Annotated in this window: 14 protein-coding genes and 1 pseudogene; 6 read left to right on the top strand and 9 right to left on the bottom strand. The window is 39.0% G+C overall.

The features are described 5' to 3' along the window. Nucleotides 1-184 precede the first annotated feature (184 nt). Nucleotides 185-1372 (bottom strand): ammonium transporter, encoded by a 1188-nt coding sequence (locus AC1PJ9_RS08050; protein ID WP_311086952.1) that lies wholly within the window; start codon nucleotides 1370-1372, stop codon nucleotides 185-187. Between the two features lie 306 nt (nucleotides 1373-1678). Further along, complete coding sequence (locus AC1PJ9_RS08045; RefSeq protein ID WP_311086953.1) at nucleotides 1679-2563, bottom strand: LysR family transcriptional regulator; 885 nt, start codon at nucleotides 2561-2563, stop codon at nucleotides 1679-1681. A 115-nt stretch (nucleotides 2564-2678) separates the two neighbouring features. On the opposite strand from AC1PJ9_RS08045, the gene AC1PJ9_RS08040 reads away from it, so the two are divergent. Both AC1PJ9_RS08040 and AC1PJ9_RS08035 read left to right on the top strand, forming a co-directional pair. After that, nucleotides 2679-3584 carry an AEC family transporter gene (locus AC1PJ9_RS08040; RefSeq protein ID WP_311086954.1) on the top strand — a complete coding sequence of 302 codons (906 nt, stop codon included), beginning with the start codon at nucleotides 2679-2681 and terminating at the stop codon, nucleotides 3582-3584. A gap of 128 nt (nucleotides 3585-3712) precedes the next feature. Then, nucleotides 3713-4729, top strand: a complete 1017-nt coding sequence (locus AC1PJ9_RS08035; protein WP_311086955.1) for a molecular chaperone DnaJ — start codon at nucleotides 3713-3715, stop codon at nucleotides 4727-4729. Nucleotides 4730-4846: 117 nt separating this feature from the next. Here the strand turns inward: AC1PJ9_RS08035 and AC1PJ9_RS08030 are convergent, their stop codons facing one another. Beyond that, complete coding sequence (locus AC1PJ9_RS08030; protein ID WP_311086956.1) at nucleotides 4847-5959, bottom strand: hypothetical protein; 1113 nt, start codon at nucleotides 5957-5959, stop codon at nucleotides 4847-4849. A gap of 75 nt (nucleotides 5960-6034) precedes the next feature. Next, nucleotides 6035-6180, bottom strand: a pseudogene (locus AC1PJ9_RS08025) (hypothetical protein); the annotation flags it as partial. Nucleotides 6181-6265: 85 nt separating this feature from the next. On the opposite strand from AC1PJ9_RS08025, the gene AC1PJ9_RS08020 reads away from it, so the two are divergent. Continuing rightward, the gene (locus AC1PJ9_RS08020; RefSeq protein ID WP_311086957.1) at nucleotides 6266-6844 is read left to right on the top strand and encodes a class I SAM-dependent methyltransferase; all 579 of its coding nucleotides are present in this window, start codon (nucleotides 6266-6268) and stop codon (nucleotides 6842-6844) included. A gap of 66 nt (nucleotides 6845-6910) precedes the next feature. Here the strand turns inward: AC1PJ9_RS08020 and AC1PJ9_RS08015 are convergent, their stop codons facing one another. Beyond that, complete coding sequence (locus AC1PJ9_RS08015; protein ID WP_311086958.1) at nucleotides 6911-9808, bottom strand: valine--tRNA ligase; 2898 nt, start codon at nucleotides 9806-9808, stop codon at nucleotides 6911-6913. A 196-nt stretch (nucleotides 9809-10004) separates the two neighbouring features. On the opposite strand from AC1PJ9_RS08015, the gene AC1PJ9_RS08010 reads away from it, so the two are divergent. Genes AC1PJ9_RS08010 through AC1PJ9_RS08000 form a run of 3 tightly spaced genes read left to right on the top strand, consistent with a single transcriptional unit; the run spans nucleotide 10005 to nucleotide 12005 of the window. Further along, a complete protein-coding gene (locus AC1PJ9_RS08010) occupies nucleotides 10005-10682 on the top strand; it encodes a hypothetical protein (RefSeq protein WP_275289763.1) in 678 nt (225 codons plus the stop codon). Between the two features lie 27 nt (nucleotides 10683-10709). Continuing rightward, complete coding sequence (locus AC1PJ9_RS08005; protein WP_263614470.1) at nucleotides 10710-11516, top strand: SDR family NAD(P)-dependent oxidoreductase; 807 nt, start codon at nucleotides 10710-10712, stop codon at nucleotides 11514-11516. 54 nt (nucleotides 11517-11570) lie between these two features. Further along, entirely contained in the window at nucleotides 11571-12005 is a 435-nt protein-coding gene (locus tag AC1PJ9_RS08000; protein WP_311086959.1) for a nuclear transport factor 2 family protein, read from the top strand. Here AC1PJ9_RS08000 and AC1PJ9_RS07995 read toward each other — a convergent pair. The 4 genes from AC1PJ9_RS07995 to adeJ all read right to left on the bottom strand — a co-directional run bounded on the left by AC1PJ9_RS07995 (nucleotide 12002) and on the right by adeJ (nucleotide 17534). Beyond that, nucleotides 12002-12436 carry a YbjQ family protein gene (locus tag AC1PJ9_RS07995; RefSeq protein ID WP_311086960.1) on the bottom strand — a complete coding sequence of 145 codons (435 nt, stop codon included), beginning with the start codon at nucleotides 12434-12436 and terminating at the stop codon, nucleotides 12002-12004. The genes AC1PJ9_RS08000 and AC1PJ9_RS07995 overlap by 4 nt on opposite strands. Before the next feature lie 7 nt (nucleotides 12437-12443). Further along, entirely contained in the window at nucleotides 12444-12794 is a 351-nt protein-coding gene (locus AC1PJ9_RS07990) for a YbjQ family protein (RefSeq protein ID WP_002051367.1), read from the bottom strand. 109 nt (nucleotides 12795-12903) lie between these two features. After that, the gene (adeK, locus tag AC1PJ9_RS07985) at nucleotides 12904-14358 is read right to left on the bottom strand and encodes a multidrug efflux RND transporter outer membrane channel subunit AdeK (RefSeq protein ID WP_263614919.1); all 1455 of its coding nucleotides are present in this window, start codon (nucleotides 14356-14358) and stop codon (nucleotides 12904-12906) included. Then, a complete protein-coding gene (gene adeJ / locus AC1PJ9_RS07980; protein WP_263614466.1) occupies nucleotides 14358-17534 on the bottom strand; it encodes a multidrug efflux RND transporter permease subunit AdeJ in 3177 nt (1058 codons plus the stop codon). Before adeJ ends, adeK begins: the two co-directional genes overlap by 1 nt. Nucleotides 17535-17546: the final 12 nt, after the last annotated feature.

Genomic DNA, 17546 nt, shown 5'->3' with positions numbered 1-17546 from the left:
AGGATTTCATTTATAAATCTTAAAATAATATTAAAATTAATATATTTTTCAATATTATAAGCTGGTTGTATAGAGACTTAAAAGCACACTTTTTAATCAATAGTAACTATTTTTATTTAAAAAGTTTTATTTATATTAGGCAATCAGAAGCAGGATATTTAAACCCTGCTTCATAATCGCTGAATTAAAACATACCTTCTTCAGAGTTCGCAGAGATTTTATGAATAGATAAATCTGCACCTCTAAACTCATCTTCTTGAGATAAACGAATACCAATAGTTGCTTTAAGTATGCCATAAACAATAAATCCACCAGCAAGTGCAATTGCAATCGCTAGAACTGTCCCGATGAGCTGAGAGGCAAAAGATACACCACCTAAACCACCCAGCCATTTTTGACCAAACAGACCTACTGCAATACCACCAAATGCACCGCATACACCATGTAAAGGCCAAACACCTAATACATCATCAACTTTGAGTTTATTCTGAGTGTAGGTAAATAAGTACACAAACATGGCACCGGCTGCACCACCAATCACAAGTGCACTAATAGGGTGAACAATGTCAGACCCTGCACAGATTGCAACTAAACCAGCAAGTGGACCGTTATGTAAGAAACCAGGGTCATTTCTCCCAATTGCATTTGCTGTAATGGTTCCGCCAACCATTGCCATAAGTGAATTAATAGCAACTAGACCAGAAATTGCATCAAGACGTTGAGCACTCATTACATTAAAGCCAAACCAACCTACAATCAAAATCCATGAACCAAGTGCCAAAAATGGAATAGAAGAAGGAGGGTGAGCACTTACGCGACCATCTTTCTTATAACGACCAGAACGAGCACCTAATAAAATAACCGCAGCAAATGCGATCCAACCACCCATGGCATGCACCACAACTGAACCTGCAAAGTCGTGAAAAGCTGCACCAAAAGTTGTTTCTAACCACTTTTGTAGACCGTAGTTACCATTCCAGACCATTCCTTCAAAAAAAGGATAAACCAGACCAACTAAAGCGAGTGTTGCAATTGCTTGCGAACGCATTTTGGCGCGTTCAGCAATACCGCCTGAAATAATGGCAGGAATTGCCGCAGCAAAAGTGAGTAAAAAGAAGCAACGCATTAAGTTGTAGCCATGATCACTTGCTAGGGCTGTGCCGTCATGGAAGAAATGCTGGCCATAAGAGATGTAGTAGCCAACAAAGAAATAGGCGATTGCAGAAAGGGCAAAGTCAGTCAGAATTTTACTAAGCGCGTTCACCTGATTTTTATGGCGAACCGTACCAAGTTCCAAGAATGCAAAACCTGCGTGCATGGCAAGAACCAAAACTGCACCAAGTAATAAGAAAAATAGATCTACATTTTGCATAGCATGCTCGAAAAAAGTGCTAAATTCCATTTTGGAACAAATCTGGGTCTGTAAATTGCACCAAAATAGATTTAAGGAATCTAAAAACCTAAGTTTGTCGAAACAAACTCAATTGCATAAAAGTGAATATGCAATAAGCGCACCAATTTGGATTGTGAAATTAGTTTTTGGCGATAAATGGTGCGTTAATTTGCTTTAAATAGGTTGTTATGGGACATTTTTATGATAAAAGTCATCTAATGCGCTTATAAATTGACCTGAAAGAGTTCGTTATTAAAATATAAAACGAATTAAATTCTGACTAAATTATTTATTAGACCAAACCTCTTGAGCAACCTCTATAAATGCTTTCACTGCTGGACTGATGTGTTTTTTGTTTTTTACTGCAAGGCCAATAGAACGTTTAAGGTTCGGTTTAAAAGGGCGTTTAATTACGTTTGGATAAAGCGAGAGTAACTCTTTGGTAATGACCATATCAGACACAATGGACACCCCTAACTGGTTGTGAACCATGCTCACGATACTTAAAATTTGTGAAACATAAAATTTAATGTCTGGCTTCACATTAAAGTTTTTTAAAATTAATTCGACCTGATGTCGACTACCTGCCATTGTCATAATAAAAGGGCAGTTTTCTAGCTGTGCTGGATCAATATAGAGTTGCTGTGCGAGCGGGTAACTACTCGGAATTAAAGCAACAAAACGGTCTTCAATTAAAGGGAATGTATCGAATCGCTCATCTGGCATAATTAGAAAACCAACCTCTATGCGCCGTTCTAGTAACCACTGAGCAACTTCTTTATCTTCACCTTCATCAATATAAATTTCGATTTTAGGATAGCGCTGCCGAAAGCTTTCTAGAATTTCAGGTAATAGATAAATAGATGATGAAGCTCCAAAAGAACCAATACGTAATGTGCCTTCGTTTAAACCATGGATGGCAGCCACTTCTTTTTCTAAAGTGTCGGAAATACTCAATAGCTCTTTTACATGCGTAAGTAGTTGCTGACCTGTCGTGGTGAGCTCAATATCGCTTTGAGTTCTTGAAATCAGGTTAATGCCCCATTGTTGTTCTAATGATTTAAGCGCATGGGAAACTGCCGACTGTGAAATTCCCAGCTTTTCTGCGGTAGCTGTAAAGCTTTTCAGTTCGGCAATGAGTGCGAAAATTTCAAGTTGGGTAAAGGTCATGGGGTATTTGTTATGAGTAAAAACTCATTTTATCATGAGTTTTCATTATCTTTAATATATGAGTAAGCCAAGCTAATTGCCAAACAGCAAGCCCTAACAAAACTTGAGTAAAGAAATGAATAGCATTGTTTTATCTCTTTTTCCCTTAGTTGCATTAATTGCATCGGGATACTTATTTAAAAAATATCGTTTTTTTAGCGATGAGTTTTGGGCTGGGGCAGAGAAGCTCAATTACTATATTTTATTTCCTGCTTTGCTTTTTAGTACGCTATCGACTGCAAAAATTGACTTACAAAGCTTAAGTGCTGCCATTATTGCAATGTTGATTGTGGTTTTAGCAGTGACCGCCTTTTTATACATACTCCGAATGTTTTGGCACATACCACCTGCACGTTTTGGTGTGCATGTACAAAGTATGGTTCGCTTTAATACCTATATTGGTTTGGCTCTAGTCACTGCGCTTTTTAAAAGTGAAGGAATGGCAATACTGGCGATTTTATTGGCGCTTTGCATTCCACTTGTGAACGTTATTTCGGTGCTTGCTCTAACTTCTAAAGAACATATGGCAATTAAACCTGTTTTGATTGCACTGCTCAAAAACCCTTTAATTGCATCATGCATAGTCGGTGCAGCAGTCAATGCACTTCACATCCCGATTTGGGAAGGCTTTACCCAGTTTATTAAGCTTTTTTCAGTGTCGAGTTTGCCACTAGGTTTGTTATGTGTGGGTGCAGCTTTACAGTTTATGCAAATTAAAAAAGATATTGTGGTATTGGCAGCAGACACGTTTGCTCGGCTTTTAGCAGTACCTGCTTTGGCTTACGGGGTCTGCATGTGGTTTGGTTTACCAAGTTTGCAAACACAAATTTTAGTCATTTTCTTTGCGTTACCGACTGCTTCCGCATCATATATTTTAACTAAGGTTTTGGGTGGCGATAGTCAGCTCATGGCAGCCGTGATTAGCTTTCAAACTTTATGTGCCGCTGTAACCTTGCCATTAGTGATTTGGTGGATTTCTTAAAATATAAAGTTTGGGCAAGTCACATTCTATTTTCTAAAAATGAATAGGCTGATTCTGACTTAAAGAATGCTTAGCTACCTTCCTCATCTGATTATTGCTACACTTTTTTCTTTTTCAGGTGGATGAGTATGTCCTTTGATCTCAAAGTGAGCTTGCAGCAAAGGTCTGAGCCGTCTGCACAGCAGAAAAAACTGAATCGCCTGATTGATAAAATAGAACAGCAAAAAGTTAGCCTGAGCACATGGCAAAATGCACAAGCTGAGATTCAGCAGCACATACGGCAAAAACTGATGCCTGTGTATAGCGATTTACATGAAGTGCTATTTCAGCAGTTAGATCAACTTTGGAATATGTTGCATAGTCATGAGTTTTCCAAAGCAGACATGCAACAACTAGATGAAAAAAATGCCCAGCTTGCACAAATGTTGAAGCGCTCCAAAATGCTATCTGCTGAACAGTTGGAGTTAGTGAGGCAGATCGATACCTTTTATCAGCAACATACTCAAGAGTTAGTAAAAAAGAATAAAAAAGCTCAGCCAATAAAATCTGAATATGAAGAAAGTGCTGAGCAAAGTGCAGAGTTAGAAGAAGACTTTGAACAGTATGCTGCTGAGCAACAACAAGCGCGAGAACAAGCTAAACAGGAAAGGCAGCAACAGAAACGTGAACAAGCCGAGCAAATGGCAACGCAGTCACTCAAAACAGTTTATTTAAAAATTGCTGCGATGATTCACCCAGACCGTGAACAAGATGAAACGAAGAAAGATGAAAAAACTGAGTTGTTCCAACAAGCAAGTCAGGCCTATGAAAAACAGGACTTGTTCTATTTACTGAAACTCCAGTTACAGCTTGAACAGAATAAAGGGCTAGGCGCTAAAGAGTTATCTGCTGAGCAGTTGCGGTTTTATAAACTGGCTTTAGATGCACAAAGTCAGCAGCTTGAAAGCCAAATTGCTGAGATTTTGGATTCTTTTCAGTTAACCAAGAATGTGAAAGCAGGGCATGTACATATTAGTGATGTTTATAAAGCTATAGATGCGGATTGTGCCGAGTTAAAGCAGCAAGTGAAATGGGAAAAAGAGCGTTTAAAGCATATGAAAAAGGTGAGTGGGGTGGAGATGTTGTTGGGGCATGGGGTGCTTTAAAGCTTTTTTGCCTATTCCTTTGGAAGAGGGAATATATCGAATAGGAAATGAAGTTCGAAATACTCTCTTCCAATAGGTTAGATAAACATATTTATTCTATAAAAAAGACTAAAATATTTATTCATATAAATCATGAGTTTTTATAAAGAGGGCAATATCAGGTGATTGTATTAAGTTAATACATTTTCTTAATATAAAACCAAATAAAATAACTATAATGCAGAATATAACAATAGCTAAAAACTCTGAAATAAAAAAGAATATAAGACTACACCCAAGTAAACTAATCAAAATATAAAGAAATAAAGTAAAATATTTTTTCTCTATTTGTTTAATTTTAGATTTACGCTGTGCTTGGTTTAAAATAGGTCTAGGAGATTGCCAAATTGTATGTGAATGAGCCAAAGCTTTATTTTTAAGTTCCTGATAATAGTTTTGGTCAATAGCGAAGAAATCTAAAAATGTCTGTTCTGCAACATAAAAATTTTGCATGGATTCAGATAAAATAAAATTATTAAATTCAACTTGTTGAAAATGAATTTCGAGAAATTGATTATCAGAATTACGTAAAATTTTTATTTTTTCAACTGCATTGAAATAAAGAAAATTTGAGTTTGTTAAACCATAAATATTACATAAACCAACAAGGATTTTTGGATTAGTTCTTGCTTGTTTGAATTCAATTAGTACATTATGTGGTTGGAAGTTGATTACTTCAATTAGCAGTAAAGTATAAGAATGTGGTAATAAATAAAGTTTAACTTGTTGCCCGATTAATTGGTGAGGTACGAGGTTGTTTTTACTGAGATTGATTTGAGGATAATCAATTTTAAAATCTTTCTCTAACGTTCTATTATTTATATCCTGATATTTTATTGTAATAATGAGGGAAAGTTTTTTCTTATTCCAATGTTGGATTTTTTTGATAACACCATATGTTAAAAGATATTTTTTAATTTGGGCTTCTTTGCGTAACTTTTTTTGTTTTTGATAATCAAAATAAAGAAATAGAGTAGAAGATAATAGCCCAATAGCACACAAAGTATAAAGAATAATAATAAATATTTGATTATCTATTTTTTTCCAGACTGCTAAAACTAAAAAAAGAATAAGAATAGCTTTAAGCAAGTTTTGTAGCCATTGTGGTGACAGGCTTAGAGGGAAATATTTCGTCAATTGTTTTTTAGAATTGACTATTTTGAGCTGGGGGGGATGATTGGTTGTATTCATTATTTTTTATCTATGAATATAAAGGCCTGATAAATCAGCCCTTTATACTACAGATTAAATTGGAGGCTATAAAGATTAAAGTGCAACAATCTGCTCCGTATTCGCTTTAATTTTCTTAACTGAGCAACAAATTAAGCAAGCTTTGCTTTTTCACCCTCAACCACCGCTGCTGGTGCTTTAGACATAAAGCCTTCATTTGCAAGTTGGCCCGCGATTTGGTCGGTAGCTTCTAAAATAAGAAATCATTGAGGTTATATTCTTTATAAAATATAGTGTGAAAATTATAAAAATTAAAAGATCGGATTTATGAATGAAAAATTTATTCAATTATCAAGAGAACTTAAACATAGACCTATTTTAGAAAAGGCTTTAGGTTATTTTTCTAACTTACCTTTAGTTGCTATCGATTGTGGTTGTGGCGCTGGCAATGAATCTGCTTATCTACTCTCAAAGGGATTTAATGTTCATGCTTTTGATATTTCAATTGATGCACAAAAAGCTTGTACTGAGCGATTCAAAGATGAGTCTAGATTTAGTTTCTATCATGAATCTTTTGAAGACTTTAATTTTCCACCCGTAAGTTTAATTATTGCTTCATCAAGTCTATTCTTTTGTGAGCCAAGCTATTTTTATAGTGTAATTAAACGAATGATAAATGCACTTCCTGAAGGCGGAATCTTGGTAGTTGATTTATTGGGGACTCAAGATGAATGGGTTGCTAGAGAACCTGCAAAATTTATAGGATTTACTTATCAAGATATAGTTGATCTATTCTTATATGATTTTAATTTATTGTTTCATAAAGAAATGAGTGAAAATCTTCCTTTATTGAGTGGTCATATAAAATCATGGCATCTCCATATGCTGATTCTACAAAAAAAGTAATTTTTAAAATATAGAAAAACCCAGAACCTGTTTGCACAGATTCTGGGTTCGTTTACTTAAAAAAGATTAAAGCGCAGCAATTTGCTCCATATTCGCTTTAACTTTCTCTAACTGAGCAGCAAATTCAGCAAGCTTCGCTTTTTCACCTTCAACAACCGCTGCTGGTGCTTTAGATACAAAGCCTTCGTTTGCAAGTTTGCCCGCGATTTGGTCGTGTTGCTTTTGGATTTTATCTAAGTCTTTTTGCAAACGAGCAAGTTCAGCTTTAGGGTCGATTAAGCCTTTCATTGGTACAAATACCGATGCATGGCTAACAACGCTAGAGCAAGATAAAGGTGGCTCTTGGTCTTTATTCAAGAACTCAATGCTTTCAACTTTAGCCAATGCTTTGAATAATGCTTCAATACGAATAATTTGTTCGCGTTCAGCATCAGAAGTGTTTTGAAGTAATACTGGCAACAAGCGTGCATTACCTAAGCCTAACTCACCACGAATATTACGTACCGCACCAATCAAGCCTTGAAGCCATTGCATATCTGCTTCAGCTTGTTCATTGATTTTTGCTTGCTCAGGAATAGGGTATTGAGCAGTCATAATCGTTGGGCCGCCTTGACCAAGCATTGGTGCAAGAGTCTGCCAGATTTCTTCTGTCAAATACGGCATAAGCGGATGAGCTAAGCGTAATGATGCTTCCATTACTGCAAGCAATACACGGCGTACTTCAGCTTTACGCTCTTCTGAAACTTCTGCATCGTTTAGAACTGGTTTAGTTAACTCAACGTACCAGTCACAGTATTCATTCCAAATAAAGTCATAAATCGCTTGAGCAGCAAGGTCTAAACGATACGTTGCAAACGCTTGGTGTACAGCAGCTTCTGCTTTTTGCAGACGGCTCATAATCCATTGTTCTGGAAGTTCCCATAGATCAGGACGAGCTTGTTGACCAACAGTTTGACCTTCAACATTCATCAGAACGAAACGAGTTGCGTTCCAGATTTTGTTACAGAAGTTACGGTAGCCTTCAACACGTTTTAAGTCGAACTTGATGTCACGACCAGTGTTTGCAAGGGCACAGAACGTGAAGCGAACTGCGTCAGTACCGTAAGCATTAATACCTTCTGGAAACTCTTTACGCGTTGATTTTTCAATCTTCGCTGCATCTTTCGGGTTCATTAAGCCGGTCGTACGTTTTGCAACTAAGCTTTCTAAATCAATACCGTCAATCAAGTCTAATGGATCAAGTACGTTACCTTTAGACTTCGACATTTTTTGACCTTCACCATCACGTACCAAGCCGTGAACGTAAACAGTCTTAAATGGAACTTGAGATGAACCATCTTCATTTTTCATGAAGTGTAGGGTCATCATGATCATGCGGGCAACCCAGAAGAAAATGATGTCAAAACCAGTCACCAACACATCTGTTGGGTGGAAGGTTTTTAAGAAATCATTTGCTGCATCTTTTTGTGCATCGCCAGTCCAACCTAAAGTTGAGAATGTCCAAAGTGCAGATGAGAACCATGTATCAAGAACGTCTTCGTCTTGTTTAAGTTCAACGTCAGTAGCGATGTTATTTTTCGCACGTACTTCTTCTTCGTTACGGCCAACATAGATGTTGCCATTTGCATCGTACCAAGCTGGAATACGGTGACCCCACCAAAGCTGACGTGAAATACACCAGTCCTGAATGTCACGCATCCACGCCATGTACATGTTGCTGTACTGCTCTGGAACAAACTTAATACGGCCATCTTGAACTGCTTCAATTGCAGGCTCAGCAAGCGGAGCAATTTTTACGTACCATTGGTCAGTCAGTAACGGCTCAATGATCACGCCTGAACGGTCACCGCGTGGCGCTTTTAAGTCATACGGTTGGATTTGATCTAACCAGCCTTCAGCTTCAGCTTGGGCAACTAGTTTTTTACGTGCTTCAAAACGTTCTAAACCAGCATATTCCGCAGGTGCAGTAATGGTTTTAGAAATCTGTTCGCCAGCTTTTGCAATATATTCAAACTCACCTAAAACTTCGGCGTTTTTGTTGAAGATATTAATGATTGGCAAGCTATTGCGTTTACCTAGGTCATAGTCATTGAAGTCATGAGCAGGGGTAATTTTTACACAGCCAGTACCAAAGTCTTTTTCAACGTAGTCGTCAGCAACGATCGGAATTAAACGACCAGTAATTGGCAATACGATGTTTTTACCAACAAGGTGTGCATAACGCTCATCTTCAGGATGAACAGCAACCGCAGTATCACCGAGTAAAGTTTCAGGACGAGTTGTTGCAACGACTAAATAGTCTTTGCCGTCTTGAGTTTTAACTGATTTATCTTCAAAGAAATATTTAAAGTGCCAAAGTGAGCCTTTTTCTTCTTTGCTTTCTACTTCAAGGTCAGAAAGTGCGGTTTGAAGTTTAGGGTCCCAGTTTACAAGGCGCTTACCGCGGTAAATTAAACCGTCTTCGTGCAAACGAACGAATACTTCTTTAACTGCGTTTGATAAACCTTCGTCCATCGTGAAGCGTTCACGTGACCAGTCTACAGATGAACCTAAGCGACGGATTTGTTTCGTAATTGTGCCGCCAGATTGCTCTTTCCATTCCCAAACTTTTTCGATGAACTTTTCACGGCCTAAGTCGTGACGAGTTACACCTTGTAAGCCAAGTTGACGCTCAACAACCATTTGAGTTGCAATACCAGCATGGTCAGTACCCGGTTGCCACAACGTGTTTTTACCCATCATGCGGTTATAACGGGTGAGGGCATCCATAATGGCATTGTTAAAACCATGGCCCATGTGCAAACTACCAGTGACGTTTGGTGGTGGAATCATGATACAGAATGATTCACCGTGACCAGAAGGTTTGAAGTAACCTTGTTCTTCCCACGTTTTGTACCACTTCTTTTCGATCTCGGTTGGATCGTATGTGGTTGCAATATTTTGAGCGGTTTGAGCGTCAGTCATAGTAGCTTAGATCGAATATGCATAAAAAATTGCATCTATTGTAGCAAAAAAATGCCTCGAAATTAATGTGCTGAAAACAGATAAACGGTTTTGTATTTTTTTCAAAAAACGGTAGATTTATGAAGCATGGATCACAATTTAATCGTGTAGCGGCACGGCACAAAAATTACAAAAGAATTGATAAGGGATGCGACTCATGAGCTACAAAGTTTTTTTGAAAATTTCCGACTCGACCTATACGCAATTTGCTGCGATTCGAGAGAAATTGCACGCTGGGGTAAAAGAAAGCCAATCCAAAGTATTAGGTAGTGTTCTTTCCGATTTATCTTGCGAAATTATTGAGCAAGTGTTCTCCGTATTGTTACAAGGAGAGCAAGGTAACTCGACTATGACTGAAAAGCAGCGCCAAGAGTCTGAGAAAGTTCTTCAACAAATTTTAGATACTTTCCGAAAGTATATGCCTTGGTCAGTTTCTTTTTTTGGTAATGAGCGACTTTTACCTTTAGTTGATTATATGACCTCACTCATGAAAGAACGTGAGCAAGATGTTTATATTACGTACCCAATCACACCTCAACTTGTGCAACAAGCCCAAACACTGACCGAGCAAATACGTGCAGGCAATATGCAAAGCGTAGAAGAAGCTTTTCAAACCTTGATTCAAATTGTGGATTTAGGCGTAACAAGCCTAGTACGTGAACCTAAAAAACGTTTAAAATTTAATTTAGTTGTCGATAAAACCCTAAATGGGGTCATTAATATGACAACGCATTTGGGCTATAAACGTTTGGAAAAATTGGGGACGCAGGTTGATCAGACCACAGCAACTCACTATATCAATCACTTTTTGGCCTTCATGCATCAAGCAGCATAATTTAAAAAGATAATAGGAATTTAAAGCATGGCCAAACTTGATACTTTGCAAAATAAAGTGGTGTGGATTACCGGTGCATCTTCTGGTTTAGGGAAAGCTTTAGCTGGTGAGTTTGCTCTGCAAGGTGCTCAAGTGATTTTAACTTCACGCCGCTTTGAAGAATTAGAAGAAGTTCGCGTTGGTTTACTCCATCCAGACCAGCATTTGTCGGTAGTTGCAGACATTACCAATCAACAGCAAGTTCAAGAAGCGTATGAGCAGATTTTAAAAGCTAAAGGTCGAATTGACTGGCTCATTAATAATGCAGGTTTAAGTCAGCGTGCTTTGATTCAGGACACCACAATGGAAACTGAAAGAGCCATTATGGAAGTCGATTATTTCTCGCAAGTGGCATTAACCAAAACTGTGCTGCCGACCATGCTCAAACAAAAGTCTGGCCGAGTTGTATTTGTCTCTAGTGTAGCAGGGTTATTAGGTACGCAGTATCGTGCAAGTTATTCGGCTGCTAAAGCTGCAATTCATATGTGGGCCAACAGTTTACGTGCTGAAGTTTCAGATCAGGGCATTGAAGTTTCTGTGATTTTCCCAGGCTTTGTAAAAACCAATGTTTCATTTAATGCGTTAAATGGTGCAGGGCAGCCTCAAGGCCATCAAGACGAAGCAATTGAAAATGGATTAGAAGCAGATGTTTTTGCAGAACAGTCAGTTAAGGCGTTAATGCAAGGGCAAGAGTATATAGTAGTGGGCGGAACGAAAGAAAAATTAGGTGTAATGGTTTCCCGTATGTACCCGAAATTACTCTATAAAATGATTCGAAAAACAAAAGTGAAATAAAAAAGAGATTTCGCCGTGCTAAATTGATGGAAAAACCCACATAGAAGGTTCACCATGGATCAAGACTACCATTGTATCTTAGACGTTGTAACGCGTTTTCAATTGGTCTTTGACCAGAAAAATTGGGATGCGTTTGATGAGTTATTGGCCGATCAACTTGAGGTGGACTATTTCCAGTTTAGAGGAGAACCTTTATGTGTGGTGTCTTGTCATGAATATAAAGGTTCGCGGCAACAAGCTTTGTCGCATTTGCGATTACAGCACAATTTGAGTAATCCTCTTATTCGGATTGAACAAGACCGAGCATGGCTAGAGTGTAATTATCAAATTTACCGTTTTTCGGAAAATGATTATTTTCATTCTTTTGGTCGCTATTATTTTACTTTGGCAAAACAACAGGACAAATGGAAAATTACCGGAATTTGCCAACACTTAACTAAAAGTATTGGCAATCCGCGTATACATTTTTCTGCTATGGGGCAGTGCTAGTCTTTGACTGCTGTACCATAAGCAAAAACTTCAACCATTCCGCCTTGCATACCGAGTTCGGTTGTACTCAGCCGAACTCCCATAATATGGTTAGCACCCACACTATGTGCTTGTTGTTTTAAACGAATAATCGCTTCACGACGAGCACGTTCAACAATACTTTCATAACTGCTAAGACGACCACCTAAAACATTTTTTATAGAAGCCAGTACATATTTAAAATAGTCATGGGAAATGACCACATTACTGTTAATAAAGTGGCCTAACTGATCACTTGTTGTAAAACGATTGGTATCAATTCTGATATGGGCAAATTGTTGCTCTTTTTCTAGAAGTTCATTCAAATGTTTTTGTTCAATATGACGGCCAAAAGCCCAACCGATACTGAAAAGAATGAGAAAAACAACAAGCTGAAAAATAAGATTGTCCATTTTCTACCTATGCATTAAATGGGTCTGGTAGATGTGGAGCTTGCGGTTGCACCACGACTGCTGTGCCATATACAAATAGCTCGGAAGCGCCTTGGGCAATGTTTGAAGTTGAAAAACGAATACCGACAATTGCATTCGCACCAAGCTGCTGGGCTTTGGCAATCATACGATCCATGGCTTCTTGGCGGGATTCTTCTAAAAGTTCGGTGTAGCCCGTGAGTTCACCACCTACAATATTTTTTAAACTTGCCATGAGGTCACGGCCCACATGTTTGCTACGAACAGTGCTTCCATAAACAACATCGAGTTGCTTTAAAATTTGATGACCTGGAACGCTTTCTAAATTACTTAATAACATTGTTTTTTATCAATCTAAATTTCTTAAGGTTTCAAGATAAAAAATATTCACATCAGTTGCAATAAAAAAGCCCACCGAAGTGAGCTTTTATAAGAACATGATTTAAAGCTTATTGCTTTTTAAGTTCAGCACTTGATGGTTGGTGTGCCACTGTATCTGAAGTATTTGCTTTTAAACCACCACCTAGAGTTTTATATAACTCGATTTGGTTGTTTAAGTTTGCTTGTTGAAGCAATAACAAACCTTGTTCAGCTGAATAAGATGAACGCTGTGCATCAAGAACCGTCAAGTAACTATCAATACCAGCACGGAAGCGAGCATTTGAAAGTGTGTAGTTGCGGTTAGTTGCTTCTACCAGACGTTGTTGCGCTGTTAAACGGTCACCAATGTTGGCACGCGTAGCAAGCGCATCATTCACTTCACGGAACGCAGACTGAACTGATTTTTCATAGTCAGACAATGCAATTTTCTGATCAGTTTCAGAAATTTTCACATTGGCACGACGAGTACCCCAGTCAAAGATTGGTAAATCTAAGCTTGGACCAATTGACCATGCAAAACCACCCGACTTAAATAGATCACTTAAGTCAGTTGATGCATAACCTGCTGAACCCGTTAAGCTAATGGTTGGGAATAAACGTGCTTTTGCAGCACCAATATTCGCACCCGCAGCGCTTAAGTTATATTCAGCCGCTTTTACATCTGGACGGTTGTTTAACAAGTCACTTGGTAAACCAGCAGTGAATACATTTTGCTGAGCAATACGTTTCACAGGTTGTGTTGGCAACAAGTTTTGTGCAACTGGTTGACCCACAAGTAAGTTCAACAAGTTTTGTGCTTGAGCAATTTGAGTCTTGTAGTTCGCTACATCATTACGCGCAGTTTCTACAGAAATCTGTGCCTGACGTAACGGAACTTCACTGTCGATACCTACATCAAAACGTTTTTTGTTGAGATTGTAAGAATCTTGCTGTGCTTTAAGAGTTTGCTCTGCAAGTCTTAAATTTGCTGTTGCAAACGAATAATTCAACCATGCTTGAGCAACTTGGCTGATCAAGCTGATCTGAGTCGAATCACGCGCACTTTGTGTTGAGAGGTAATTATCTAAAGCAGCATCTTTTAGACTACGAACACGGCCCCAGAAATCAAGCTCATAAGCAGTTACACCCAAACCTACTTGGTAAGTAGAGTAGGGGTTATTCGGGTCACGACTTGGCGTAACCTGACGAATTGCACTACCACTTGCTCCAATCGTTGGAAGCTGGTTGTTCTTCGTAATCTGATATTGCTCTTGAGCACGTTCAATATTGAGCGTTGCTTTACGTAAATCACGGTTATTCGCAAGAGCCAAGTCGATTACTTCCAGCAAACGCGGGTCAGCAAAGAACTGTTTGTAGCCCTGTTCAGCAATAGATGTACCAGAAGCGCTGTTATATGCATAGCTCTGTGGAATATCGGTTTTCACGACTGGTTCTGGGCCGCGCATGCTTTGACAAGCTGCCAAAGCAAGCGCAAGTGCAGATACCGCAATGCTACGACCTGAAATAGACCATACTTTTTGCATCACGATTTATGCTCCTGAGTGTTTATGGTTTTTGGTTTGTACTTAAAGATACTACGAATCCACACATAGAATACAGGGATAAAGAAGATACCTAAGAATGTCGCGCTGAGTACGCCACCAAGTACACCGAAGCCTACTGAGTGCTGACTTCCTGCACCAGCACCTGTTGAAAGAGCAAGTGGAAGTACACCAAAACCGAAGGCAAGGGTCGTCATGATAATTGGACGTAAACGCATTTTTGCAGCATGTAAGGTTGCATCAAGCAGATCTTCACCTTTTTCCTGCAATTCTTTTGCGAACTCAACAATCAAGATCGCATTTTTTGCCGAAAGACCGATCACCGCAATAATCGCCACCTGGAAGTAAATGTTATTTGAGAGATTTGGATCTCCTTTAATAATCATGCCCAAGTAGGTCAATACAAGTGCACCAATGACACCAAGTGGTACCACAAGTAAAACCGAGAACGGAATAGACCAGCTTTCATATAATGCAGCTAAGCAAAGGAATACGATTAACAATGAAAGTGCGTATAAGAATGGAGCTTGAGCACCAGACTCACGTTCTTCAAGTGATAAACCTGTCCATTCATAGTCGAAACCTTGTAAGCCCATAGACGGTAACTTACCAATAATTTCTTCCATTGCTTTCATCGAGTCACCAGAGCTCACACCAGGTGCAGGAGTACCTTGAATGTTAACCGATGATACGCCGTTATAACGTTCAAGACGTGGAGAACCATAAGTCCATTTACCTGTAGCAAATGCAGAGAATGGAACCATCACACCTTTGTTATTACGTACATACCACTTGTTTAAGTCTTCAGGCATCATACGAGTATCCGCATCGCCTTGAACATAAACTTTTTTCACACGACCACGGTCAACGAAATCGTTAATGTATGAACCACCCCATGCAATACGCATTGTATTGTTGATGTCAGCAATGCTAACACCCATCGCGCCAGCTTGGGCTTGATCTACATTAATTTGATACTGAGGCGTATCTTCCTGACCATTTGGACGTACACCCATCAGGCGTTTATCTTGTGATGCTAAGCCTAAAATGGTGTTACGAGCTGCAATCAGTTTCTCATGGCCTTGACCACTTGAATCTTTAAGCTGCAAGTTAAATCCGGCAGTTACACCCAATTCAGGCATTGCAGGAAGCTGTAATGGCATAACGTATGATGCATCTTTAATGATCATGTTTAATGCCATACCACGCTTAATTAATGCGCCGATTTGAGTTTCTGGTGTTGTACGTTTGCTCCAGTCTTTCAACTTAACGAAGCCAATACCAGCATTTTGACCCACACCCGTGAATGAGAAACCAGATACGGTGAAAATAGATTCCACAGTGTCTTTTTCATTCATGAAGAAGTTAGTCATGGTGTCAATCACTTTACCTGTACGGTCAAGCGTTGCATTTGGTGGTAATTGAACAAGTGTCATCACCACACCCTGATCTTCTTCTGGTAAGAATGAAGATGGGAGTTTTTGGAACAAGAATACTAAAAGGGCAACTACAACAGCATAAAGCACGCCTGAGAAGATTTTGCCTTTAAGCATGCGGCTAACACCATTTTGGTAGCTATGCGACATACGGTCAAAACCGTTGTTAAAGCTTCTAAAGAAACGCGCAAAGATATTATTGCTTGGTTCTTTATTTGGATCATGCTGTTTTAAGATTGTTGCACAAAGAGCAGGGGTGAAGGTTAACGCCACAATTAACGACAGAACCATTGCTGTTACAAGGGTAATCGAGAACTGACGGTAAATTACACCTGTTGTACCACCAAAGAATGCCATTGGTACGAATACCGCAGTCAATACGCTAGTAATACCCACTAACGCACCAGAAATCTGCTGCATTGAACGAGAAGTTGCTGTAACCGGATCGGTATGGTCCTCACTCATTACACGTTCAACGTTTTCGACTACAACAATGGCGTCATCGACCAGAAGACCGATTGCCAATACCATAGCGAACATGGTTAAAGTGTTAATTGAGAAACCAAAGATATTAATAACTGCAAATGTACCTAATACAACTACTGGAACTGCAAGCGTTGGAATAATCGTTGCGCGCCAGTTTTGTAAAAATAGGAACATAACAATGAATACCAAAATCACGGCTTCAATTAGCGTGTGTACAACACTTTCAATTGAAAGACGGATAAATGGAGTCGTGTCATAAGCGAGTTTATCTTGTAAACCTGCTGGATAGTTCTTACGTAATTCAGACAAACGTTGTTCAACAGCTGCTGCTGTATCAAGTGCGTTCGCACCAGTTGCAATTTTAATTGCAAGACCAGCCGCTGGTTTGCCGTTAAATTTCGAATCGAACTGATAGTTATCAGAACCTAACTCTACACGAGCAACATCTTTTAAACGAACCTCAGCACCTGATGCTGTGTTCTTTAAGAAGATATTTTTAAACTGTTCAGGTGTCTGTAATAAGCTTTGCGCATTTACAGTTGCGTTAAGCACTTGACCTTGTACAGCAGGTGCACCACCTAACTGACCTACAGCAACTTGCGAGTTCTGCGCTTGTAACGCAGTTGCAATATCGCTAGGTGTGAGTTGGTAACTTGTTAATTTAGCTGGATCGAGCCAAATACGCATCGCGTATGAACCACCAAAGACTGTTACTTCACCAACACCAGCAACACGGCTAAGCGGTTCTTTAATTGATGAGTTTACATAGTCTTTAATGTCTGAGTCTGAAAGGTTGTTATCTGGTGAATAGAATGCAATAACTTGCAAGAAGCTCGCACCAGATTTAGTTACTGTCACACCTTGACGTTGTACATCTTCAGGTAAAAGTGCAGTTGCAGATTGCAATTTGTTTTGAACTTGAACCTGTGCAATATCAGGGTCAACACCTTGTTCAAAGTTTAATTGAATAGATGCTTGACCGTTACCTGCACTGTTAGAAGAAATATAACGTAAACCATCGAGACCATTCATTTGTTGTTCAATGATCTGGGTTACGGTGTTTTCAACTGTTTCAGCCGACGCACCAGGATAAGTCGCAGCAATTGTGACTGTCGGTGGTGCAATCGTTGGATACTGTGCAATAGGCATTTTTGTTAGCGTGAGAATACCCGCCAACATAATGACTAATGCAATCACCCACGCAAATATGGGGCGATGAATAAAAAATTGTGCCATTCAATCTACCCC

The organism is Acinetobacter sp. 70_2 (assembly GCF_056736115.1).
Note: the sequence above shows the minus strand (reverse complement) of the source record. Positions and strands in the feature narration are given on the sequence as shown.

Coding starts and splice junctions, on each gene's coding strand:
- AC1PJ9_RS08040 (WP_311086954.1), top strand. CDS start 2,679: ATGAATAGCATTGTTTTATCTCTTTTTCCCTTAGTTGCATTAATTGCA.
- AC1PJ9_RS08035 (WP_311086955.1), top strand. CDS start 3,713: ATGTCCTTTGATCTCAAAGTGAGCTTGCAGCAAAGGTCTGAGCCGTCT.
- AC1PJ9_RS08000 (WP_311086959.1), top strand. CDS start 11,571: ATGGATCAAGACTACCATTGTATCTTAGACGTTGTAACGCGTTTTCAA.
- AC1PJ9_RS07990 (WP_002051367.1), bottom strand. CDS start 12,794: ATGTTATTAAGTAATTTAGAAAGCGTTCCAGGTCATCAAATTTTAAAG.
- AC1PJ9_RS08010 (WP_275289763.1), top strand. CDS start 10,005: ATGAGCTACAAAGTTTTTTTGAAAATTTCCGACTCGACCTATACGCAA.
- AC1PJ9_RS08015 (WP_311086958.1), bottom strand. CDS start 9,808: ATGACTGACGCTCAAACCGCTCAAAATATTGCAACCACATACGATCCA.
- AC1PJ9_RS08050 (WP_311086952.1), bottom strand. CDS start 1,372: ATGCAAAATGTAGATCTATTTTTCTTATTACTTGGTGCAGTTTTGGTT.
- AC1PJ9_RS08020 (WP_311086957.1), top strand. CDS start 6,266: ATGAATGAAAAATTTATTCAATTATCAAGAGAACTTAAACATAGACCT.
- AC1PJ9_RS08045 (WP_311086953.1), bottom strand. CDS start 2,563: ATGACCTTTACCCAACTTGAAATTTTCGCACTCATTGCCGAACTGAAA.
- adeJ (WP_263614466.1), bottom strand. CDS start 17,534: ATGGCACAATTTTTTATTCATCGCCCCATATTTGCGTGGGTGATTGCA.
- AC1PJ9_RS08005 (WP_263614470.1), top strand. CDS start 10,710: ATGGCCAAACTTGATACTTTGCAAAATAAAGTGGTGTGGATTACCGGT.
- AC1PJ9_RS07995 (WP_311086960.1), bottom strand. CDS start 12,436: ATGGACAATCTTATTTTTCAGCTTGTTGTTTTTCTCATTCTTTTCAGT.
- adeK (WP_263614919.1), bottom strand. CDS start 14,358: ATGCAAAAAGTATGGTCTATTTCAGGTCGTAGCATTGCGGTATCTGCA.
- AC1PJ9_RS08030 (WP_311086956.1), bottom strand. CDS start 5,959: ATGAATACAACCAATCATCCCCCCCAGCTCAAAATAGTCAATTCTAAA.